At 61.9% G+C, this 18,415-nt stretch carries 17 protein-coding genes; 6 read left to right on the top strand and 11 right to left on the bottom strand.

Translation table 11 applies throughout. From position 1 onward, the window contains the following. Positions 1–351: 351 nt before the first annotated feature. The 3 genes from GOW72_RS05145 to GOW72_RS05135 form a co-directional block, all read right to left on the bottom strand. Positions 352–705, bottom strand: a complete 354-nt coding sequence (locus GOW72_RS05145) for a hypothetical protein (RefSeq protein WP_170340793.1) — start codon at positions 703–705, stop codon at positions 352–354. Between the two features lie 127 nt (positions 706–832). Further along, positions 833–1,318 (bottom strand): DUF6497 family protein, encoded by a 486-nt coding sequence (locus GOW72_RS05140; protein ID WP_170365654.1) that lies wholly within the window; start codon positions 1,316–1,318, stop codon positions 833–835. A 70-nt stretch (positions 1,319–1,388) separates the two neighbouring features. After that, positions 1,389–2,921: an acyl-CoA carboxylase subunit beta gene (locus tag GOW72_RS05135; protein WP_170340194.1), complete on the bottom strand. Its 1,533-nt coding sequence runs from the start codon at positions 2,919–2,921 to the stop codon at positions 1,389–1,391. A gap of 172 nt (positions 2,922–3,093) precedes the next feature. Between GOW72_RS05135 and GOW72_RS05130 the strand changes: the two genes are divergently transcribed. Beyond that, positions 3,094–4,299, top strand: a complete 1,206-nt coding sequence (locus GOW72_RS05130) for a multidrug effflux MFS transporter (protein WP_093964778.1) — start codon at positions 3,094–3,096, stop codon at positions 4,297–4,299. Between the two features lie 65 nt (positions 4,300–4,364). Beyond that, positions 4,365–5,765, top strand: coding sequence for a helix-turn-helix domain-containing protein (locus GOW72_RS05125; protein ID WP_170364638.1), 1,401 nt, complete (start codon positions 4,365–4,367; stop codon positions 5,763–5,765). A gap of 46 nt (positions 5,766–5,811) precedes the next feature. On the opposite strand, the gene GOW72_RS05120 is transcribed toward GOW72_RS05125, so the two are convergent. The 6 genes from GOW72_RS05120 to GOW72_RS05095 all read right to left on the bottom strand — a co-directional run bounded on the left by GOW72_RS05120 (position 5,812) and on the right by GOW72_RS05095 (position 11,644). Further along, positions 5,812–6,051 carry an HP1242/YdcH family protein gene (locus GOW72_RS05120; protein ID WP_093964776.1) on the bottom strand — a complete coding sequence of 80 codons (240 nt, stop codon included), beginning with the start codon at positions 6,049–6,051 and terminating at the stop codon, positions 5,812–5,814. A gap of 127 nt (positions 6,052–6,178) precedes the next feature. After that, positions 6,179–7,837: a choline dehydrogenase gene (betA, locus tag GOW72_RS05115; RefSeq protein WP_170365651.1), complete on the bottom strand. Its 1,659-nt coding sequence runs from the start codon at positions 7,835–7,837 to the stop codon at positions 6,179–6,181. A gap of 86 nt (positions 7,838–7,923) precedes the next feature. Continuing rightward, the gene (gene betC / locus GOW72_RS05110) at positions 7,924–9,432 is read right to left on the bottom strand and encodes a choline-sulfatase (RefSeq protein ID WP_170365648.1); all 1,509 of its coding nucleotides are present in this window, start codon (positions 9,430–9,432) and stop codon (positions 7,924–7,926) included. Then, on the bottom strand, positions 9,429–10,001 hold the full coding sequence (gene betI / locus GOW72_RS05105; RefSeq protein ID WP_170365646.1) for a choline-binding transcriptional repressor BetI: 573 nt from the start codon (positions 9,999–10,001) through the stop codon (positions 9,429–9,431). The genes betC and betI overlap by 4 nt, the downstream gene beginning before the upstream one ends. Positions 10,002–10,095: 94 nt before the next feature. Continuing rightward, positions 10,096–11,004: a DMT family transporter gene (locus GOW72_RS05100; protein WP_170365644.1), complete on the bottom strand. Its 909-nt coding sequence runs from the start codon at positions 11,002–11,004 to the stop codon at positions 10,096–10,098. 40 nt (positions 11,005–11,044) lie between these two features. Beyond that, a complete protein-coding gene (locus tag GOW72_RS05095; RefSeq protein ID WP_093964771.1) occupies positions 11,045–11,644 on the bottom strand; it encodes a LysE/ArgO family amino acid transporter in 600 nt (199 codons plus the stop codon). A gap of 84 nt (positions 11,645–11,728) precedes the next feature. On the opposite strand from GOW72_RS05095, the gene GOW72_RS05090 reads away from it, so the two are divergent. Then, on the top strand, positions 11,729–12,613 hold the full coding sequence (locus tag GOW72_RS05090; RefSeq protein ID WP_170365642.1) for a LysR family transcriptional regulator ArgP: 885 nt from the start codon (positions 11,729–11,731) through the stop codon (positions 12,611–12,613). Between the two features lie 21 nt (positions 12,614–12,634). Here the strand turns inward: GOW72_RS05090 and GOW72_RS05085 are convergent, their stop codons facing one another. Beyond that, a complete protein-coding gene (locus tag GOW72_RS05085) occupies positions 12,635–13,900 on the bottom strand; it encodes a permease (protein WP_170365639.1) in 1,266 nt (421 codons plus the stop codon). Positions 13,901–14,077: 177 nt separating this feature from the next. After that, a complete protein-coding gene (locus tag GOW72_RS05080; RefSeq protein ID WP_170340180.1) occupies positions 14,078–14,818 on the bottom strand; it encodes a YebC/PmpR family DNA-binding transcriptional regulator in 741 nt (246 codons plus the stop codon). 110 nt (positions 14,819–14,928) lie between these two features. On the opposite strand from GOW72_RS05080, the gene GOW72_RS05075 reads away from it, so the two are divergent. The 3 genes from GOW72_RS05075 to GOW72_RS05065 all read left to right on the top strand — a co-directional run bounded on the left by GOW72_RS05075 (position 14,929) and on the right by GOW72_RS05065 (position 18,406). Beyond that, positions 14,929–16,701: an SLC13 family permease gene (locus GOW72_RS05075; RefSeq protein ID WP_170365637.1), complete on the top strand. Its 1,773-nt coding sequence runs from the start codon at positions 14,929–14,931 to the stop codon at positions 16,699–16,701. 40 nt (positions 16,702–16,741) lie between these two features. After that, positions 16,742–17,476, top strand: a complete 735-nt coding sequence (locus GOW72_RS05070; protein WP_170365635.1) for a glutamine amidotransferase — start codon at positions 16,742–16,744, stop codon at positions 17,474–17,476. A 72-nt stretch (positions 17,477–17,548) separates the two neighbouring features. Further along, the gene (locus tag GOW72_RS05065; RefSeq protein ID WP_170365633.1) at positions 17,549–18,406 is read left to right on the top strand and encodes a bile acid:sodium symporter family protein; all 858 of its coding nucleotides are present in this window, start codon (positions 17,549–17,551) and stop codon (positions 18,404–18,406) included. The last annotated feature ends 9 nt before the right edge of the window (positions 18,407–18,415 follow it).

Genomic DNA, 18,415 nt, shown 5'->3' with positions numbered 1-18,415 from the left:
GAAAAGCGCGGGCAGGTCTGTGTTGGAAACACGGTCCTGCCCGCGGAAGGAAGGGGTACGGAATAGTAGGTGCATGTGCGGCGCAGGCAAAGTCGAGCCGCACGGCCCGTTCACCTTGCACAGCAAAAATGCGGCCGCCAACGGATCAATTGCAACGCCGGAAATTCCGGCTGGAAATTGCCCATTCCCGGAAACGGCGCGCAGGTTCGTGCCGAAAGAGCCCGGTTTGCAACGGGTTCCGGCACAGACTTCAGCCATCACTGGGCGCCGACTGGACCGCATACCCGGTCGCCGCCGGATCGTGCGCCAAGCAGATGAACCCATAATATTTGGCTGAAGGCTCATGCTGAACTACGCCTCCCCACCGAAGATATCGGGGAAGGATTGCCGCGCGGTCTCAAAGTCGATCTTCAGCAACGCATCATAGCTGGCCGGATCGAACGGATCCTCGGCAGGCACGACCTCGCGCCCAAACAGCCAGCTGAGGCGACCAGCGTCCAGATTTCCGCGTTCAAACGGCTGATCCCCGAAATGCTCCCACAAAGCTTCGAGGAATGCCGTATCGGCACGCTTGTCCGCGGCTTTTCGGTCCCGATAGCGTTCACGACGGGTCAATGGCGTCACGCCCTTGGGGTTTGCCCGGCGGATCGTGAACTGGAAATCGGTTCCCGGCAGCCGTCCGGGGAAACCACGGTGCTTCAACATGCCGGCACCTCGTTCAAAAAACCGGTCCGCGACGGGCACCCGCGCAGGGATGAATGTGTCATGCGTGTCTCCAAAGCCGCATCAGTTTCTCGGAATGCTCCGACGACATGAGATCGGGAAATCATGTTCAGAGTCCCTCCCAGATACATGCGGATTGCTCCAACCGGTAGGCTTCAAAATACTGCGTCGCGTCCGGAGACGAGTTGCCGAATTCCACCGGGCGGTCGGACAGCGAGATCACGACCCGCGCCGGGCTGAGTTGATGGTGCGCGACATAAGGAATGGCCAGTGTCTGACACAGATGCTCCATGTCGGTCGCGGCCACGTCATAGCCGATACCGCCCACCTCATCGCCGATCTTGGGTGCGACAAATCGAAACCGCAGCCAGAGTTCGCCGGGGTTGGTATCGACCAGAACGTCCTCAAGTGTCACCGGCTGGCCGGATGGAACCGGCAACAGGTTCCCGTCCTGCGCGAAACCGGGCGATCCAAAACACATGAAAGCCAGAACAAGAGCGCGACCCCGGACCTGCCACAGGCAGGCTCCTCCTTCCGGGGTCGCAGGCGCCAGGATCATCTCCTGCGCTGTTTCGTATCTGGTGGCTGGGATCATGAAACGGTTTTGTGTCAGCGGTCAATCGGGAACATTCGTGGATCGAACCGGGGCAAAGCGACCCGGCTGATTACAGCGGAATGTTGTCGTGTTTCTTCCAAGGGTTCTTCAGCTGCTTGTTGCGCAGGCTGGCAAAGGCCCGCGACACACGGCGGCGCGTCGAGTGCGGCATGATCACCTCGTCGATGAAGCCGCGTTCGGCGGCGACAAACGGGTTGGCGAACCGATCCTCATAGTCCTGGGTGTGCTTCGCGATCTTGTCCGGATCTCCCAGATCGGCGCGGTGGATGATTTCGGTTGCTCCTTTCGCGCCCATCACCGCGATTTCGGCGGTTGGCCAGGCATAGTTGAAATCACCGCGCAGGTGCTTTGACGCCATGACGTCATAGGCGCCGCCGTAAGCCTTGCGGGTGATCACGGTCACCTTGGGCACAGTCGCTTCGCCATAGGCAAACAACAGTTTGGCGCCATGTTTGATGACACCGCCATATTCCTGACTGGTGCCGGGCAAAAAGCCGGGAACGTCCACCAGGGTCAGGATCGGAATCTCAAAACAGTCGCAGAACCGTACAAACCGTGCGGCCTTGCGGCTGCTGTCAATGTCCAGACACCCCGCCAGAACCATCGGCTGGTTTGCCACCACGCCGACGGTCTGCCCCTCAAGCCGAATGAAACCAGTGATGATGTTTTTCGCGAAATCCTCCTGGATTTCATAGAAATCACCCTCATCGGCTACCTTGGTGATCAGTTCCTTCATGTCGTAGGGGGTGTTGGGGTTTTCCGGGACCAGCGTGTCCAGAGAAGTCTCAATCCGCCCCGGCTCGTCAAAGAACGGGCGCACGGGCGGCTTTTCCCGGTTGTTGAGCGGCAGGAAGTCCACCAGTCGCCGCACCTCGGCCAGCGCCTCGACATCGTTTTCGAAAGCGCCATCAGCCACACTGGACTTCTTGGTATGGGTCGACGCCCCGCCCAGTTCTTCGGCGGTGACGACCTCGTTGGTGACGGTCTTCACCACGTCGGGGCCAGTCACGAACATATAGGAAGTGTCTTTGACCATGAAGATGAAGTCGGTCATCGCCGGGCTGTAGACCGCGCCACCGGCACAGGGACCCATGATCACTGAGATCTGCGGCACCACACCCGAGGCCATGATGTTGCGCTGGAACACCTCGGCATAGCCCGCCAGCGAGGCGACACCTTCCTGGATTCGCGCCCCTCCCGAGTCGTTGATGCCGATTACAGGCGCGCCGTTCTGCATGGCCATATCCATGATCTTGCAGATCTTCTGCGCATGCGTTTCCGACAGAGACCCGCCAAACACCGTAAAGTCCTGGCTGAACACATAGACCATGCGGCCATTGATCGTACCCCAGCCGGTCACAACGCCATCCCCGGCAGGTTTTTGTTTTTCCATGCCGAAATCGGTGCAGCGATGGGTCACGAACATGTCGAACTCTTCAAAGCTGCCCTCATCGACCAGCAGCTCGATCCGCTCGCGCGCCGTCAGCTTGCCCCGCGCATGCTGCGCATCGATCCGTTTTTGCCCGCCACCCAGGCGCGCGTCCTCACGGCGGTTCTCAAGCTCGGCAAGGATGTCCTTCATCACGATTTTCCCCTGTCAAATTTGTGGCGACAATATAGATTGCTCCGCATCACCCAAAGGCCTTTTCGGCAAATTTGCAAATTTTTGGCAATTACATTTCTGAGAATTGCAAATCAGTTAATGTTTGTGCATCGGCATGGCCTTTCCCGAATACCGGAATTATGAGTGAACCATGCAGTTCAGTTCCACGTCTACGCACCGCTCTCCACCCAAGCTGCTAACGCTTGTCCTGCTGTCGGGACTGTCGGCGCTCAGCATGAACCTGTTCCTTCCCAGCCTGCCTTTCATGGCAGCCTATTTTGAGGCCGACTACAAGGTCATGCAGCTTTCGATTGCGTTGTATCTGCTGATCAACGCCGTTCTGCAGATTCTGATCGGTCCGATCGCCGACAAGGCCGGGCGGCGACCGGTGTTGCTGTGGGGTCTGGTGCTGTTTCTGCTGGCAACGCTGGGGTGCATCTACGCCCCAAACGTCGAGACATTTCTTGCCTTCCGCATGGGGCAGGCCGTTATCGTCGTGGGGATCGTCCTCAGCCGCGCAGCGGTGCGCGATATGTATGACCAGGATCAGGCCGCATCCATGATCGGTTATGTCACCATGGGCATGGCCGTCGTGCCGATGATCGGACCGGCCATCGGGGGTATTCTGGAGGAAAGCTTTGGCTGGAAGGCCAATTTCTGGCTGCCTTTCGGACTGGCCGCCTTCGCGCTGGCGCTGACCTATCATGACTTCGGAGAAACCTCGGCCAAGAGCGGCAAAACCCTGATCCAACAGTTTCGGGAGTATCCAGAGCTGCTGACTTCTCCGCGGTTCTGGGGGTATTCGCTGTCATCCGCGTTGTCGTCTGGCGCGTTCTTCGCCTATCTGGGTGGCGCGCCTTTCATCGGCACCGAGATCTTTGGCCTGACCGCCGCAGAAGTCGGAATCTATTTCGGCGCCCCTGCTGTCGGCTACTTCTTCGGGAACTTCATCAGCGGCCGGTACTCAGTGCGCTATGGCGTGAACCGGATGGTGCGCTGGGGCTGCTGGCTGAACGCAATCGGCGTCGCGTTGTCGGCGGTTCTGTTTCTGGCCGGTTTGGGCTCGGCGCTCAGCTTTTTCGGGTTTATGACATTCGTCGGCTTGGGCAACGGCATGTCGATCCCGAATGCAACCGCCGGATCGCTTTCCGTGCGACCACATCTGGCTGCGACCGCATCCGGGCTAAGTGGCGCGATCATGCTGGGCGGCGGCGCAGCTCTCAGCGCCCTGGCCGGTGCGATGCTGACCAATGAAACCGGCGCCATGCCGCTGTTGTGGTTGATGTTGGCCACATCGGTTCTGGCCATCGTCGCGATCAGCAGCGTGATCTGGCGGGAACGTCAACTCGGCATCTAGCCATCTTGCACCCGGGACTTTGCAAAGTTAGCCTGCGCAGGCGGAATAACTGCAAAGAAAACCCGATGGCCACTCAGAAACTCTACGCAGGTGCAAAGCTGCGCGAAATGCGGACGCGTCTGACGCTGACGCAAAAGGAATTTGCCGCCAAGCTGGGTGTTTCCCTGCCCTATCTGAACCAGATGGAGAACAACAACCGGCCGATCTCGACCACGGTTGTTCTGGCGCTGGCGCAGGAATTCGGCATGGATGTAACCGAGCTGAGCACCGGCGACAGCGAGCGTCTGGTCTCGGACATGCGCGAGGCGTTGGCCGATCCTGTCTTCGCGGATGCCATCCCCCCTCTGGCGGACCTGCGGCTAACGGCGTCCAATGCCCCCGCATTGGCGCGGTCCTTCATCGAGCTGCACAAAGCTTACCGGCAGACCCACGAGAGGCTCGCCTCGCTGGACGAGGCCCTCGGACGCGAGGACGCGCGCATTCAGGCCAGCCCGTGGGAAGAGGTGCGCGATTTCTTTCACTACTGCGACAACTACATCGACGCGGTCGATCGGGCCGCTGAACGGTTCGCCGCCCGCGCCGAAGGACCGGGAGGCATCCGACAGGCAGCACTGGACAGCCTAAAGGAACGCGGAGTTCAGGTGATGTTCGAAGACATTCCCGCCCTGCGCAGCTATGACAACGCTACAAAAACTTTGCGCCTGTCCTCGCGCGCTGCGCCGCAGACCCAGGTCTTTCAACTGCTGCTGCAGGTCGCCCTGATCAGTCAGGACAAGCTTCTCGAGGCCACGCTGGACTTTGCCAAGTTTCAAAGCGAGGAAGCCCGCTCGATCGCCAAGATCGGCCTCGCAAACTATTTCGCCGGCGCGTCGCTGATGCCCTACACTGCCTTTCTGTCAGCGGCCCAGGAGGACCGGCACGATCTTGAACTGCTGAGCAACCGGTTCGGCGCTTCGATCGAGCAGGTTGCCCACCGCTTGTCCACCCTTCAGCGACCAGGCGCCAAGGGCATCCCGTTCTTCTTTGTGCGGGTCGATCAGGCGGGCACGATCACCAAACGCCATTCGGCCACCCGGCTGCAATTTGCGCGGTTCGGCGGGGCCTGCCCGCTTTGGAACGTGCACCGGGCTTTCGAAACGCCCGGTCATTTCCTGCTGCAATTGGCGGAAACACCCGACGGGGTTCGGTATATCTCGATCGCGCGGGACGTGTCGAAATCGGGCGGGTCCTTCGGCGCGCCAGTGCGCCGTTATGCCATCGCCCTTGGGTGTGAGGTCCGGCACGCCGAAGCACTGGTCTATGCCGACAATCTGGATATCAACAACACCAGCGCCTACGAACCGATTGGGATTTCCTGCCGCATCTGCGAACGCCAGACCTGCCACCAACGGTCCGTCCCACCGCTGGAGCGCCGACTGAAGATCGACGCCCATACGCGCGGCACGCTGCCCTACGAAGTTACCTGAGCCGAACAACGGAAAAGGGCAGGATCAGTTCCCGCCCTTTTTTGGCTCACGCTTTGCTCAGGATCGACCAGATCTGGTCCTTGAGCGCGGCCCGCTTTTTGCGCAGTTCGCCCTCGGCCAGGTCTTCCATCGGCTCAACATTGGTTTCCGCCCGATGCACCATACGGTTGAGTTCGTGATATTCGTCCGCAAGCCGGGCGAAATGGGCATCGGTCTGCTTGAGCTGGCTCATCAGTTCAACCTTGTCCGGGAATTCCTCGGCCAGTTCATGCGGGGTATGGGACATTCCTGCTCGCTCCTTGAGTTTGGTTTCGCACTACAGCTAGACCCTAATACCAAAGCTGACTTTGACTCGGATCAATTGGAAGGGGAATGTTTCCCTCGCGGTCGCATCCCCCTTACCGACAATGCATTCAACGCTGCGCCTCGGCCCATTTGGGGTGGATCCACGGCCGGTCATTGGACCGGGGCAGCGGGTCTTTGCCCAGCAAATGATCCGACATCTTTTCGCCCACCATAATCGACGGCGCGTTCAGGTTGCCGTTGGTGATCTGCGGGAACACCGAGCTGTCCGCCACACGCAACCCATCCACCCCGATGACACGGCCCTGCGGGTCGACGACCGCGTTTGGGTCGTCCGCCCGCCCCATGCGGCAGGTGCCGCAGGGGTGATAGGCGCTCTCGGCATGTTCGGCGATGAAAGCGTTCAGTTCTTCGTCGGTCTGCACGTCCGCACCGGGCTGGATCTCTTTGCCCGCATAGGGTTTGAACGCGTCCTGGCCGAAAATCTCGCGGGTCAGGCGGATGCAGGTGCGGAAATCCTCCCAGTCCTGCTCGGTGCTCATGTAGTTGAAGTGGATCACCGGCGCGTCCTCGGGCTTGGCCGAGCGCAGCGTCACCGCCCCGCGCGAGGGTGAACGCATCGGCCCGACATGCGCCTGGAAGCCATGCCCCTCGGCTGCGGCCTTGCCGTCATAACGCACGGCGATGGGCAGGAAGTGGTACTGGATATCCGGGTACTCGACCCCTGGCTTCGACCGGATGAACGCCGCGCTTTCAAATTGGTTCGACGCGCCAAGACCGGTCTTGGTGAACAGCCACTGCGCCCCGATCAGGCCCTTGCCGAAAAGGTTCCAGTATTTGTACAGCGTGATCGGCTGCAGCGAGGCCTGCTGGATATACAGTTCCAGGTGATCCTGCAGGTTCGCGCCCACGCCGGGCCGGTCGGCGACCACGTCGATGCCGTGCTCGGCCAGATGCGCGGCCGGTCCGATCCCCGACAACATCAGAAGCTTGGGCGAGTTGATCGACGAGGCCGCCAGCACCACCTCGCGCCGGGCGCGCACGATCTGCGTGCGGCCACCGCGGATCAGTTCAACCCCGGTTGCGCGGCCGCCCTCGATCACGACGCGCGTGGCGAGGCCCCGGACGATGTCACAGTTTGGCCGTTTCAGCGCGGGCTTCAGATAGGCATTGGCCGCCGACCAGCGCCGCCCTTTCCAGACGGTCTGCTCCATCGGGCCGAAGCCTTCCTGTTTCTCGCCGTTGTAGTCGTCGGTCAACTCGTAGCCCGCCTGCCGCCCGGCCTCGACGAAGGCCTTGAACAGAGGGTTCTTGCGCGGCCCTCGCGACACATGCAGCGGGCCGTCGGTTCCGCGCCATTTCGGGTCACCGCCATGGCCACCGTCGTGCCAGCTTTCCATCCGTTTGAAATAAGGCAGAACATCCGCAAAGGACCAGCCATCCGCGCCCATATCGGCCCAGGTGTCAAAGTCGCGCGCATGGCCGCGCACATAGACCATCCCATTGATCGAGGACGACCCCCCGATCACCTTGCCACGCGGGCAGGCCAGCCGCCGGTTGTTCAGGTGGGGTTCGGGCTCGGACTGATAACCCCAGTCATAGATCGGCATGTTCATCGGATAACTCAGCGCCGCCGGCATCTGGATGAACGGCCCGGCATCGGTGCCGCCGTGCTCGATCACCAAAACCGAGGCCCCTGCCTCGCTGAGACGATAGGCCATCGCACATCCGGCGGATCCGGCGCCGACGATGACGAAATCTGCTTCCATGGTCGTGTCTCCATTGGCCCCAACCGGTGGCGCCGGATGTCCCGTGCGTTGCCACCGGTGGGCGTATCTTCAAAATTCGAAAGAGGTCATTCGCCGCGCGGGAAGCGCTGGCTTTCCTCAAGGTTGTCCAGATTCATGTGGTTGCGCATGTAGCGCTCGGACGCTTGCTGCAGCGGCTGATAATCCCACGGGTAATAGCCGCCCTGCCGCAGCGCCTCGTACACGACCCAGCGCCGCGCCTGGCTGGCGCGTACCTCGGCGTCGAACCGGTCAAGATCCCAGCGCGCCTCGGACTTGGCGCGCAGGGTTTGCAGCGTACCGGCGTGTTCGGGCTTGCCGGCCAGGTTCACCAACTCGTGCGGGTCGGCCTCGAGGTCGAACAGCTGATCGGGGTCCAGCGCGCAGCGGTTGTATTTCCACTTGCCATAGCGCATCGACACCAGCGGGGCATAAGACGCCTCGGCCGCGTATTCCATCAGAACCGGCGCCGCGCGCTCGGTGCCGTTGGCCAGCGGCACCAGGCTTTCGCCATCCGTCCACGGAGCGATCTCCGCCATGTCCACCCCCGCCAGTTCACCCAGCGTCGGGGTCACGTCTATCGTTGAAACCGGGGTGTCGATGCGGCCCGTCGGCAGGCCCGGCGCCGAGATCATCAGCGGCACCCGGGCCGAGCCTTCGTAGAAGTTCATCTTGAACCAAAGGCCCCGCTCGCCCAGCATGTCGCCGTGGTCCGAGACGAAGAGGATGATCGCCTCCTGCCGGGTGGACTCCAGCACTTCGAGAATCTCGCCGATCTTGTCGTCCAGATAGGTGATGTTGGCGAAATAGGCCCGGCGCGAGCGGCGGATGTCTTGTTCGGTGATGTCGAAACTGCGCCAGTCATTGGCGTCGAAGATGCGCTGGGAATGTGGATCTTGGTTTTCATAGCCAAGATCGCCGACCTCGGGCAGTAGGTGCTCGCAATCCTCGTACAGGTCCCAGTATTTGCGCCGCGCAACATAGGGGTCATGCGGGTGGGTGAAGCTGACGGTCACGCACCACGGGCGGTCATCCTTGCCGCGGGCCAGATCATACAGCTTGGCCTTGGCGTGATAGGCGACCTCGTCGTCATACTCCATCTGGTTGGTGATCTCGGCCACGCCGGCCCCGGTGACCGAACCCATGTTATGATACCACCAGTCGATGCGCTCGCCCGGTTTGCGGTAATCCGGGGTCCAGCCGAAATCGGCCGGATAGATGTCGGTGGTCAGGCGGTCCTCGAACCCGTGCAGCTGGTCGGGGCCGACGAAATGCATCTTGCCCGACAGGCAGGTGTAATAGCCCGCGCGGCGCAGGTGATGGGCATAGGTGGGGATGTCGCTGCGGAACTCGGCCGCGTTGTCATAGACCCCCGTGCGCGATGGCAACTGGCCCGACATGAAGCTGGCCCGCCCAGGCGCACACAGCGGCGAGGCCGTATAGGCATTGGCAAACCGCGTTGACCGCGCCACCAGTTTCTTGAGGTTGGGCGCGTGCAGCCACTCGGCGGGACCGTCGGGAAAGAGGGTACCGTTGAGCTGATCCACCATCAGGATCAGAATGTTGGGTCGTGTCATTTTTCGGCCTCGAGCAAGGTCGTCAGGACGCGCATGGCGTGGGAAACCGCCAGTTGCGGTTCCTCGGGCGCGGACAAAGCGGCGCGGATGTACAGACCGTCGATCAGAGCGATCATGTTCTCGGCCGCTTCGACCGGGTCCTTCATCAGCGGGCGCAACGCGTGGATCAGGTTGGACCGAATCCGCGCCTGATAGATCTGCCACAGGCGCAGCGCGTCATCGTTGGTCTGGGCCAGAACGTAAAAGGTCATCCACGCGGCGATCACGTCGGGCGTAAAGCAGGACGGCGCGAAACAGGCGCGGATGATGGCCTGGGCGCGCTGGTCCGGTGCCGCGGCCTTCAGTTCGGTTCGGGCTTCGGCGCCAAAATCGCCAAGGATGCGCCGCATCGCCGCCAGAAAGATCTGGTCTTTCCCCCCGAAGTAATGGTGCGCGAGGGCGCTGGACATGCCGGCGCGTTTGGCGATCTGACTGACGGTTACATCCAGGGACTTCTTGGACCCCAACTCGGCAATCGTCGCCTTGACGATCGCATCGCGCCGGATCGGCTCCATTCCGAGTTTTGGCATAACCGCCCCCAAACCTAGTCTCAACAGAACAAACGCTAAGGGCTTTTTATTGACTCGTCAATCAATAACGTTGCCCTTGGGGGCTCCGGGGCTTTTACAGCTTGGGGGCAAGGCTTGGAGGGGTCAAGCCACTGCGGTTCAGGACGGCCTCGCGCCAGGTTATGAAACTGACCGCTGCGAGGATCAGCGTCCCCCCAGAGACGACCCAGATATCGATGCCCTCTTGAAACACAAGCGCACCTAGAAGCGTGGCCCAGATCAGCTGCAGGAAGGTGACCGGCTGGGTCACCGCGACGGGTGCAGCCTGCAAAGCCAAGGTCATGAAATAGTGCCCCGCCGTTGCAAAACTGGCGATCATGAACAGCACGCCGATGTCGCGCAGGCTGGGCGGAGTCCAGACGGCGATCGCAAAAGGGATAAGAAACAACGTCGTCCAGATCGACAGATGCGCCACAACGACCGAAGGCCGCACGTCCTGCACCATCGCTTTGGCCAGCAGGTACGACCCCCCCAACATCAGCGAGGTGCCCAGCATCGCCAGATGCCCGGCGGAAATCTCGCGGAACCCGGGCCGTAGAATGATCACAGCGCCCACGATGGCGACAAGCACGGCCGCGATACGGCGAAAGGCCATCGTCTCACCCAGAAAAAGCGCGGCGCCCAATGTCACATAGACCGGCGTCAGGTAGTTCATCGCAGTCACTTCCGCCAGCGGGATACGGGTCATCGCAAAGAACCACAACATGACCCCGACCGCATGTACGGCCCCACGCAATCCGAACAAGGCGATATGCCGGCGGGTCAGATGCGTGGTCAGGATCGCCCGCATGGCTGGCAGCAGAAAGACCAGCCCCAAAGCATACCGCAGGAACGCAGCCTCAATCGGATCCATCGAGGTACCCAGAGACTTGACCAAGGCTGTCATCGCCACAAAGGACAGCCCGGCGCTGAACATCCAGAACATTCCGGCAAGCGGGCGGGATTGGGTGGCGATCGTTGTCATGGGTCCGGTTGAACACGGAAACCCGGCGACGAACAAGCCTCTACATTGCGACCAGCTTCCAGGCGATCGCCAACATGACAATACCGATCAGCACATCCAGCACCTGCCATGCCCTGGGCCGAGCGAAAATGGGAGACAGCACCCTCGACCCATATCCCAGAGAGAAGAAGAAAACGAAACTGGCGGACATGGCGCCGATGGCGAAACCCATCCGGTCTTCATACTGCGCCGAAATCGAACCGATCAGCACCACCGTGTCCAGATAGACGTGCGGATTGAGCCAGGTGAAGGCCAGAACGGTCAGCAAGGCCGCGCGCAGACTTGTACGCTTCGCCTCTCCGACCTCAAGCGCGGCGCCGCCGCGCCAGGCTGACGCCAGACTGCGCAGTCCGTACCACGTCAAGAACAGCGCGCCGCCGTATCGCATCATCGGCTCGAACCACGGCGCCGCAGTTGCCAGGCTGCCGAAACCCGCGACACCTGCGGCGATCAGAATGGCGTCCGACACGGCGCATGTCAGGCACAACACAAAAACATGCTCGCGCCGGAGCCCCTGCCTGAGGACAAACGCATTCTGAGCGCCGATTGCCAGGATCAAACTGAAGCCAAGCGCAAAGCCGGCGATGACGGATGTAGACATGGACCCTCCTGTTCAGGTCCGTTGACTACGCGACAGATACGCATGTATCAAATTAAAGATAATGAGCCATAATTAGATTCTCTAATGCACTTGGACCCACATCACCTGGCCGCGTTGGCCGCTATTCTGCGGCATGGCAGCTTTGACGCCGCCGCTGCGGAACTTGCAGTAACGCCATCTGCGATTTCGCAACGGATCAAGGCGCTGGAGGATCGGGTCGGCGTATCGTTGATTCACCGCGGCACACCCTGCACCGGAACCCCGGCTGGCTTGCGGCTTGCCCGCCATGCCGAAGACATCGGCCTGCTTGAGGCGCAACTCAATCGCGAGCTTTCGCTGGAACAGGGCACAGGCCCCACCCGAGTCAGGATCGCGGTTCCGGCGGATGTTCTTTCCACCTGGTTCATAGACGCGATGGCAGCCGTTGATGATATGCTGTTTGACCTTGTGATCGACGATCAGGATCACTCGGCTGAATGGCTGCGGCGCGGGGATGTCAGCGCCGCCATCTCGGTGGGCGGGCAAACCGTCCCGGGATGCGATTCCATTGCCCTCGGCACGCTCAGATACCTGCCGACGGCAAGCCCCGAGTTCATGGCTCGTTGGTTCCCTGGCGGAGTGAATGCTCAGAGCCTGTCGCGGGCACCCTGCCTGACCTTCAACAGGAAGGATGCCCTGCAAAAGGCCTGGATCCATGCGCAAACGGGTAGCCGGCTGTCTCCGCCGACCCACTTTCTGCCCTCGTCTCACGGGTTCGTAGCCGCTGCTGCCGCAGGTTTGGGTTGGGGGATGAACCCAGCGCATCTGGTCCAAAGCGCGATCGCGGATGGCCGTCTGCGCGAGCTTGTGCCCAACACCCCGCTGGATGTGCCTCTGACCTGGCAGGTCGGGCGTATCCTTGCACCGGCGCTTTCACCGTTGACGCGAGCGGTCCGGAAAGTTGCGGCGCAGGTGCTGGCAAACCCGTAACCCCATGCTGTTATCGATGGCTCAGGTGGCGCGTTCCGCATCCTTCGACTGCGGCGTGACCAGACGATAGCATGCGATTGCGGACCAAAAACTGCACAAGGTGAGGAATGCGACGGCCAGTGCGACCTCGTTCATATGCGCAACCGCCGCCAACCCGGCCGACCCGACAATCGCCACGAGCCTGCAAATGCTCTTGATCGCGGCAGATGCCTTGACCCGCTGTTCCTTGGGCGCGGTGTCGATGAAATACAGCTTGCGCGCACTGCCGATGCCGGTTGTCGCGACGGTCGCCACGAACAGGGCGATCGCGTGCAGGTGAACGTCGTGGTCAAGGTGCAAATAGTGAACCGCAACCAGAACGACGCCCGTCACCCCCACCATCAACGACCCGGCCACCATGACCGCCCGGTGTGACTTCATGTTCACGAGCTGCCACAGGGGCGCGGCGACCAGATAGCCGGTCGCCGACGAAATGATCAACGCCGTCAGTCCCTTGGCCGATCCATGATGCGCCTCGGCTGCGATCAATGCAAAGAACGGCACCGACAGAGAAACCCCGACCAGCGGCAACCGCATGGTCAGATACCGTCGGAACCAGGCGAATTCGAACATGGCCCGAGCGTCCGACAGGAACTGCCCCGCCGCTCGACGACCGGTTTGCGCCTGGGGTTGCGACCGCGACAGTTCCGCAAGGGCAAGAATGGACAATCCGGACAGCACAAAGAACCCGGCAGACACCGCGATCACGGTCGAGTGACGCGAGAATGGCGGGTTGTCCGAAGTCAGATGATGCAACGTCAGTGTCAGCCCGATGGCCCCAAGCCCCCCTGCCCCCAGTTGAAGATAGCTCATCCAGATCCGGGATTTCGAGCGCAGGTGATCCCCCCAAAGGTCAGTGAACATCAGCGCCTGGACCTCTTCGATCATGCCGATTGCAAAGAAGGCTAGGACGAAAGCCGCAGCCACCATGGGCGAGCCCCCGATCGCCGCAACCACGATGGCTGCCAGAAGGCACGCACCAATCGCGACCTCGGTCAGCGCAATGGAACGTTTCTTCTGCTGCTTCGCGGACACAGGGACCGCAAAGAACATGTCCGAAATCATGTTGCCTGCCTGACGCACGGAAACCAGCGCCCCGGCAAGAAACATGGGCATTTCCAATGAGACCGCCAGAAACGGCAAGACAATCGAAGGGCTGCCCATCGTCCACGCCACCTGGGACAGCACGCTTTGGCTTGCCAGAACCGGCACATTCCGCCGCTCCAATTCCGTGGATTTGCCTGTCATGTCCTGTCGTGCCGGCCCCGACCTGCCTGTCGTAAGGTCTCTGCCAGCTCCTTTCTGCGCGGTTCAACCCTAAGGGTATGCGCAGGACCCACATGCGCCAAGGACCAACTGCGACGCAGGCAAAAAAAGAAACCCGGCCGTGTTCGGCCGGGCTCCTAATACAACCGGGTGCGGCGCTTAGAGTTGCGCCATCACCTCATCGGTGGCCTCGAAATTGGTGGTCACGCGCTGAACGTCGTCATCGTCCTCAAGCGCCTCGACCAGTTTCATCAGGCGCTGCATGTCCTCAAGGCCCAGTTCGGTGGTGGTCGTGGGTTTCCACACCAGCTTGGTGGATTCAGATTCACCCAGAGCCGCCTCGAGCGCGCTGGACACTTCGTTCAGGTCGGTATCCGCACACCAGATGATATGACCGTCTTCCGAGCTTTCCACATCCTCGGCCCCAGCCTCGATGGCCGCCTCGAAGATCGTGTCGGCATCGCCCGCCGACGCGGGATAAATCACTTCGCCCTTCCGGTCGAACATGAACCCGACCGAGCCGGTCTCGCCCAGGTTTCCGCCATTCTTGGAAAAGGTCGAACGCACGTTCGACGCAGTGCGGTTGCGGTTGTCGGTCATTGCCTCGACGATCACGGCCACACCGTTGGGGCCGTAGCCTTCGTACCGGATTTCTTCGTAATCCTCACCGTCGCCCGCCTGAGATTTCTTGATCGCTCGTTCGATCACGTCCTTCGGCACCGAGTTCGACTTGGCCTCTTTGACCGCCAGACGCAAGCGCGGGTTCTTGTCGGGATCGGGGTCGCCCATCTTGGCGGCCACGGTGATCTCTTTCGACAGCTTGGAAAACAGCTTGGACCGCGCGGCGTCCTGGCGCCCCTTGCGGTGCTGGATGTTGGCCCATTTTGAGTGGCCTGCCATGTTGCGTCCTCGTAATCGTGATTGCGTATTCGGCGCACATATAGACGTTTGCGGGGCAAAGGATCAAGACACCCGCTTGCTCGTGCAGTCAGCGCGTTTATGGTGGCCCAATGACGACAGATCAGATCATTCTCTTTGCACTCTTTATTACCGTATTCGGACTGCTGCTTTGGGGGCGGTTCCGCTATGACCTTGTGGCGTTTGCCGCCTTGATGGTCGGCGTGATCCTGGGTGTTGTTCCGGTTGACAAAGCCTTTGCAGGGTTCGGCCATCCGGCCACGATCATCGTGGCGCTGGTGCTTGTGGTCTCGGCCGGGTTGGTGCGGTCGGGTGCGGTGTTTCTGATCACCCGCACGCTGGTCGATGCCTCGCGGGGCCTGGGCGCGCACATCGCGCTGATGGGCGGGATCGGAGCCGTACTGTCCGCCTTCATGAACAACGTGGCGGCGCTTGCGCTGCTGATGCCTGTCGACATTCAGACCGCGCGCAAGGCGGGGCGTTCGGTTGGACTGACGCTGATGCCGCTGAGCTTTGCCACCATTCTGGGCGGCATGGCCACGTTGATCGGCACACCGCCCAACATCATCATCGCGTCGATCCGGCAGGAAACCCTGGGCGAGCCGTTCCACATGTTCGATTTCGCTCCGGTTGGCGGGCTGGCGGCCATCGCAGGTCTGGCCTTCGTCGCACTAATCGGCTGGCGGTTGATCCCCAACCGCGGCGAACAGACCGAGAGTTCGGAAACGCTGGCGGAATATATCGCTGAACTGACAATCCCGGCTGAGTCTCCCCATATCGGCAAGCGCGTCGCCGAGCTGGACGAGGTCGCCGAGAAATCCGACGTCGCCATCATCGGCCTGATCCGGGACGGCAAGCGCCGCTATGGCCGCGCAGCAAACGCGATCCTTCAGGAAGGCGACGCGCTGGTGCTGGAAGCCAGCCCCGAGGCGCTGGACGAGTTCCGTGCCGCGCTGAACCTGGATTTCTCGGATGCCCGCCGGCAAGAGCTGCTGACCGCGGCCGGCGACGGGTTGGAGGTGATCGAAGTCGTCGTACCCGAAAGCGCCCGCATCAATGGCCGAACGGCACAGGGGCTGGGGCTGGCCTGGCGGCAGAACACGATCCTGATGGGCATTTCCCGCCAGGGCCGGCGCATCACCCAACAGGTCCGCAAGACCGAGGTACAGCCGGGCGACATCCTGCTGTTGCTGTGCCCGCGCGACCGGGGCGCGGACGTGACCGAGTGGCTCGGCTGCCTGCCTCTGGCCCAACGCGGCCTGAACGTGACCGCGAATGACAAAGCGTGGCTGGCCATCGGCCTGTTCGCCGCTGCCGTTCTGGCCGCCAGCATTGGGCTGATCTATCTGCCGATCGCGCTGGGGCTGGTGGTGATCGCTTATGTGCTGACCAAGATCATCCCGATCACCGAGATCTACAATCAGATCGAATGGCCGGTCGTGGTCCTGCTGGGCTCGATGATCCCGCTGGGCAGCGCGCTGGAAAGCTCGGGCGGGACGGAACTGATCGCGAACGCGCTGGTCCAACTGACCGACGGCCTGCCGGCATGGGCCATCCTGACGGTTCTGATGGTCGTGACCATGACGCTGTCGGACGTGCTGAACAACACAGCAACCGCCATCGTGGCCGCGCCGGTGGGCATCCAGATGGCGCGCACGCTCGAGGTTTCACCCGATCCGTTCCTGATGACGGTGGCGGTGGCCGCCTCGGCGGCGTTCCTCACCCCGATCGGGCACAAAAACAATACGCTGGTGCTGGGGCCCGGCGGCTATCGTTTTGGCGACTATTGGCGTATGGGCCTGCCGCTGGAAATTCTGATCGTGGCGGTTTCGGTCCCGGCGATCCTCGTGTTCTGGCCGCTGTGAGGGCTTGCGTGACTGCCGGACCGCGCGCTAAGGGCAGCGCATGAAACGCTTTCTGATCCTGCAGCTGCGCCCCGAGACCGATGCCTCGGACGCCGAATATGCCTCGATCCTGAACCGGTCCGGGCTGACACCCGAGCGTACCCACCGCATCCGTCTGGATTGCGAGGCCCTGCCCGAAGGTCTTGACGTGACCGACTATGCTGGCGTGATCGTGGGCGGCGGGCCGGGCTGCGTCAGCGACGACCCGGCCAGCAAATCTCAGATGGATGCCCGAATCGAGGGCGCAATCATGGGGCTGATGCCGCAGATCACGGCGCACGATCATCCTTTCATGGGCTGCTGCTATGGCCTGGGCATTCTGGCCGCGCATCTGGGCGCGCCGGTCAGCAAGGACCGCTATGGCGAGCCGGTCGGCCCGTCGCGCTGCCACCTGACCGAGGATGGCGCCCGCGACCCGCTGACCGCCGGGCTCGAGCCCGACTTCGATGCCTTCGTCGGTCACAAAGAGGCAGTGCAGGCCCTGCCCGCGGGCTGCGTGCATCTGGTCGCGTCAGTCCCCTGCCCGTTCCAGATGATCCGCTGGGGCCAGAATGTCTATGCCACGCAGTTCCACCCCGAAGCCGACGCCAAGGACTTTGAGCAGCGCATCCACATCTACAAGGACCACGGCTATTTCCGTCCCGAGGACGCCCAGCCGCTGATCGAACGCTGCCACGCGGCCGAGGTCACGCAGCCCGGCGAAATCCTGCGCCGTTTCGCCCAGCGCTACGGGTGACCCAACGGCGCGGTTGCCTGACCGGGGACCGCGCGCTTAGGTTGGACCGAAACGACTTTGGGAGGGGTTGTTTTGGATCTTCTGATAAACGTGGGCCTGCCGGTTTCGCTGGCCATCATCATGCTGTCTTTGGGCATCGGGCTTGAGGCGGCGGATTTCCGGCGCGTGATCAGTCGGCGTTATCCGTTTGCGATCGGCGCGGTCTGCCAGGTCGTTCTGCTGCCGGTCGCGGCTTTCGTCACGGTCAAGCTGTTCGCGCTGCCGCCGGCGATTGCGGTCGGGTTCATGCTGCTCAGCTTTTGCCCGGGCGGCGTCACCAGCAACATCCTGTCGAAACTGGCGAAGGCCGATGTGGCGCTGTCGGTCAGCCTGACGGCGGTGATCAGCCTGCTGTCGATCGTCACGGTGCCGGTTCTGGCGGCCTGGTCGATCGACCACTTCATGGGCGAGGACGCACCCGAAGTGTCGATCAGCGGTCTGGCGCTGGCGATGTTCTTGATCACCACACTGCCCGTCGCCATCGGCGTTGGCCTGCGCCATTTTGCAACCGGTTTTGCCAACCGGATCGACGGCCCCCTTTCGAAACTGGCCACCATCCTGTTCGTGTTGATCGTGATCGCCGCGCTGGCTGGAAACTGGCAGCTGTTCGTCGACAATCTGGGCATCATGGGCGCCGGGCTGATCTCGCTGAACCTCGCGCTGCTGCTGATCGGATTGGGGCTGGCGCGGGCGGCGAAACTGTCGTGGAATGAGGCCAAGACCATCTCGATCGAAACCGGCATCCAGAACTCGACCCTGGGCATCACGCTGGCTGCCCTGATCACCGGAACCGAAAGCGGCTTCAGCCCGCTGGCCCTGCCCTCGGCCGTCTACGGGATCACCATGTACGCCGTCGCGATCCCTTTCATCGCCTGGTACCGCAACCGCTGAAAGGACAGA

It is taken from the genome of Ruegeria arenilitoris (assembly GCF_013032855.1).
GTDB classification, from domain to species: Bacteria; Pseudomonadota; Alphaproteobacteria; order Rhodobacterales; family Rhodobacteraceae; genus Ruegeria; species Ruegeria arenilitoris.
Note: the sequence above shows the minus strand (reverse complement) of the source record. Positions and strands in the feature narration are given on the sequence as shown.